This window comes from Roseateles sp. P5_B10, assembly GCF_056400485.1.
Window position 1 is genome coordinate 1 of sequence record NZ_JBFULE010000513.1, and the last position, 3,806, is coordinate 3,806.

Consider the following 3,806-nt stretch of genomic DNA (forward strand, 5'->3'; position numbering starts at 1 on the left):
GCGCAGAACTCACTTCGCCACGCTGCGTTCAGACAACTGCGCTAAGTCAGTTGTCGAAGCGTGCTTCGCACGCGCCTCGGGCTTCTGCGCTTCTCGGCGGTTTAGAAGGGGAGGCTCCGAACAGCCCCAACAGCCAAACCCGAAATCCGGGTGGTGGATGTATTTCTGTCTGCCCCCTTTTAGCCCCGCCGAGGAACGGAAGACCCGAAGCCCGTTCGCGCAGCGAACCTCAAGAACTGACTCGCGACGCCTGTTTGAGCAGAGCGTAGCGACGCGAGTTCGGCGCGGGGCTTCGGGGCTGAGTACCGCAGGGGACCCGCAGCGAAGCGTAGGGCGGGGCGGTCAGGGGGAAGCTCTTTGGTTACTTTCTGGCGGCCCAGAAAGTGACTCGCCTGCGGGGGCGAAATCCCCGCACCACTCGCAGCAGAAAACAAGAGCAGCTGAGACAAGCGCTCAAAGAGCACAGACATGACAACCCGAAACCTCCACCCAGCCGCCAAAGAACCCACCTGGATCAACTACTGGGGTTGGGGCAGCGGCGACATGCTGGGCGCCGGCGCCCAGGCCGTCATCACCGGCTGGCTGTTCTATTTCTTCACCACCTTCTGYGGCCTCAGCGCCGTCGACGCTGGCCTGATCCTCGGCCTGCCGCGCCTGCTCGAAGCCATCACCTGCCCGCTGATCGGCTATGTGTCCGACAACCTGCGCCACACCTGGGTGGGCCGCAAGATCGGCCGGCGCAAGCTCTTCCTGCTGGTCACCATCCCGCTGCTGCCCAGCTTCGCGCTGATCTTCCGCACCGGGCACACGTTCACCTACTACCTGCTTGCCTTCATCTTCTTCGAGCTGCTGTACACGATGTTTCTCATCCCCTGGGAAACGCTGGCGGCCGAGATGACCAAGGACTACAAGCGCAAGGCCAAGTTCGCCGGCGCGCGCATGATCGTCGCGCAGAGCTCGGCCATCCTGGCCTCCTACCTGCCCACGCTGCTGATCAGCCAGTTCGGCGGCAAGGACTCGCCCGACACCTTCTTCTGGATGGCAGCCATCTTTGGCTGCATCTTTTCGGTCGTCGTGACGATCGTCGTGTTGACGACGTGGGAGCGCCCCTACGGCACGCGCGAACAAGCGGTCATGTCGCAGACCTATGGCGGCGTGACGCTGAAGGCCGCACTGGCCCTGCCGGTCAAGATGTTCGGCGACCTGTTCTCGACGCTGAAGATCCGCGCCTTCCGCCAGCACCTGTCCATCTACCTGGGCGGCTACCTGTCGCAGGACATCTTCAACACCGCCTTCCCCATCTTCGTGGCGACGGTGCTGATGGGCGCGACCCTCGTCATCTCGCAGCTGATGACGGTCATGTACGTGGCCCAGCTCATCTCGGTGATGGTGGCCATCCAGATCGTCATCCGCACCGGCCCCGTGCTGGCCTACCGCCTCGCCATCTCGCTGTTCGGCGCGGCGCTGCTGCTCTACCTGGGCTTCTTCCTGTCGCGGCCCGAGGGTTTCGATGCCGGCTTCAAGGCGCTGGGCACCAACCTCTTCACCGCGCTGAACCCGGCAAGCGGCAGCTTCAGCCTGGTGTTCTGGATCTTCGCGCCCATCGTCCTCGCGGGCCTGGGCCGCGGCACGCTGAACTTCGTGCCCTGGTCGGTCTACAACTACCTGCCCGACATCGACGAGGCCGTCACCGGCCAACGCCGCGAGGGCATCTTTGCCGGCGTGATGACGTTGGTGCGCAAGATGGCCCAGAGCGCGGCCATCATCGCCAGCGGCTGGATCATCGACCTGGGCGGCTACATCTCGCCCAAGAGCCGCCCCGGCGAGGTCATCGTGCAAAGCCCCGAGGCCATCCAGACCATCACCGGGCTGATGGTGGGCGGGCCCCTCTTGATGATGCTGTTCGGCCTGATCGCCTCCTGGACCTTCCGCCTCAATGCCAGCACGCATGCCGTCCTCGTCAACGAGGTCGAGCGCCTGCGCAGCGGTGCGACCGAAGCCGAGACCGATGACAGCCGCCGCATCGTCGAAGACCTGACCGGCTGGCCTTACGACCGCCTGTGGGGCCGCGGCAGCGGCCACGCCGCCGACTCCTCGCTGCAACCTCTGCAAGCCCGCCCATGACCGACTTCAGCCGCCGCAACTTCTTCAAGACCGCGTCCCTGCCTCTGGGTCTGACCGGCTTGGCCACCACCGCCGGTGCTGCATCGGCGCCCGCACCGACCGTCGCCACGTCGGACGACCTGCTCGGCTTGCGCTGGCTGGATGGCACCGCCCCCGCGCTGGCGCTCGGCGCCACGTTGGGTCTGCCCTGGCCGCGCGGCCAGCACAGGAAGGATCAGGCCTTCCACGCGCTGGACGCGCAGGGCAAGCCACTGGCCTTGCAGACCTGGCCGCTGGCCTGGTGGCCCGATGGCTCGCTGAAGTGGACGGCGCATGCGCTGCCAGCCGGCGTCGATGCCGGTACCCAGCCCAGCATCCGCCCGGGCAAGGGTGCTGCCGCCGCAGGTGCCACCGTGAAGGTGCGCGAGGAGGCTGACTTCATCGAGGTCGACACCGGCGTCATCCGCTGCAGGCTGCCACGCCAGGGCGCCAAGCTCATCCAGGGCATCGAGCGCGACGGCCGCGAGGTGCTGGGTTCCTGCACCCTCATCGCCCAGACCGACGACAAGCCCGATGCCGAGCAGGGCGCCGTCACGCAGACCGCCTTCCAGAGCCGCATCGCACAACTGACCGTCGAGCAGACCGGCCCGGTGCGCGCCGTCATCAAGGTCGACGGCCAACACCGTAGCGCCGCCGGCCGCGAATGGCTGCCCTTCTCGGTGCGCTTCTATTTCTACGCCGGCGCCGAATCGCTGCGCGTCATGCACACCTTCGTCTTCGATGGCGACGATCAGAAGGACTTCCTGCGCGGTATCGGCCTGCGCTTCGACGTGCCGCTGCGCGACGCCCTCTACGACCGTCATGTGCGCTTTGCTGGCGAATCCGGTGGCCTGTGGGCCGAGGGCGTGCGCAACCTGACCGGCCTGCGCCGCGACCCGGGTGCTGCCGTGCGTGAGGCCCAGCTGGCCGGCCGCGCCACGCCGCCGGTGGCGCAATGGGGCACGCAGGTGCGCCAGCTGCAACATCGCATCCCCGCCTGGGGCGACTACTCCTTAAGTCAGCTCAGCGCCGACGGCTTCCAGATCAAGAAGCGCACCAAGGCCGGCCATGGCTGGATTCCCGCCGCCTTCGGCAAGCGGGCGCCAGGCAGCGGCTATATCGGCGGCGCCACCGGCGGCGTGGCCTTTGGCCTGCGCGACTTCTGGCAGCGCCACCCGACGCAACTGGACATCCGCAATGCCCACACCGACGCCGCGCAAGTGACGCTGTGGATGCACTCGCCCGAGGCGCCGGCCATGGACCTGCGCTTCTATCACGATGGCCTGGGGCAGGAGACCCACGAGCAGGAGCTCGAGGGCCTGGAGATGACCTACGAGGACTACGAGAAGGGCTTCGGCACGCCGGTGGGCATCGCACGCAGCAGCGAGATCACGCTGTGGGCGCTGGCCGCTACGCCGACCCGCGAACGCCTCGTGCAGATGGCCGCCGCCGTGCAGACGCCGCCGCAACTGGCCGCCTCGCCACAGCGCTATCTGTCGGCCGGCGTCTTCGGCAAGCTGTGGAGCCTGCCTGACCGCAGCACGCCGATGCGCGTCAAGATCGAGGACAAGCTGGATTTCCTGTTCGGCTTCTATGCCAAGGAGGTCGAGCAGCGGCACTGGTACGGCTTCTGGGACTACGGCGACATCCGCCACACCTACGAC

The 3,806-nt window shown here is 67.0% G+C and carries 2 protein-coding genes; both read left to right on the forward strand.

Going from position 1 to position 3,806, the window contains the following annotated elements; all coding sequences use genetic code 11:
• Positions 1-468 precede the first annotated feature (468 nt).
• Entirely contained in the window at positions 469-2,124 is a 1,656-nt protein-coding gene (locus AC1DU6_RS22945) for an MFS transporter (protein WP_477859836.1), read from the forward strand.
• Positions 2,121-3,806 (forward strand): exo-rhamnogalacturonan lyase family protein (locus AC1DU6_RS22950; protein ID WP_477859838.1); only part of this gene is annotated, 1,686 nt, incomplete at its 3' end. The genes AC1DU6_RS22945 and AC1DU6_RS22950, both read left to right, overlap by 4 nt.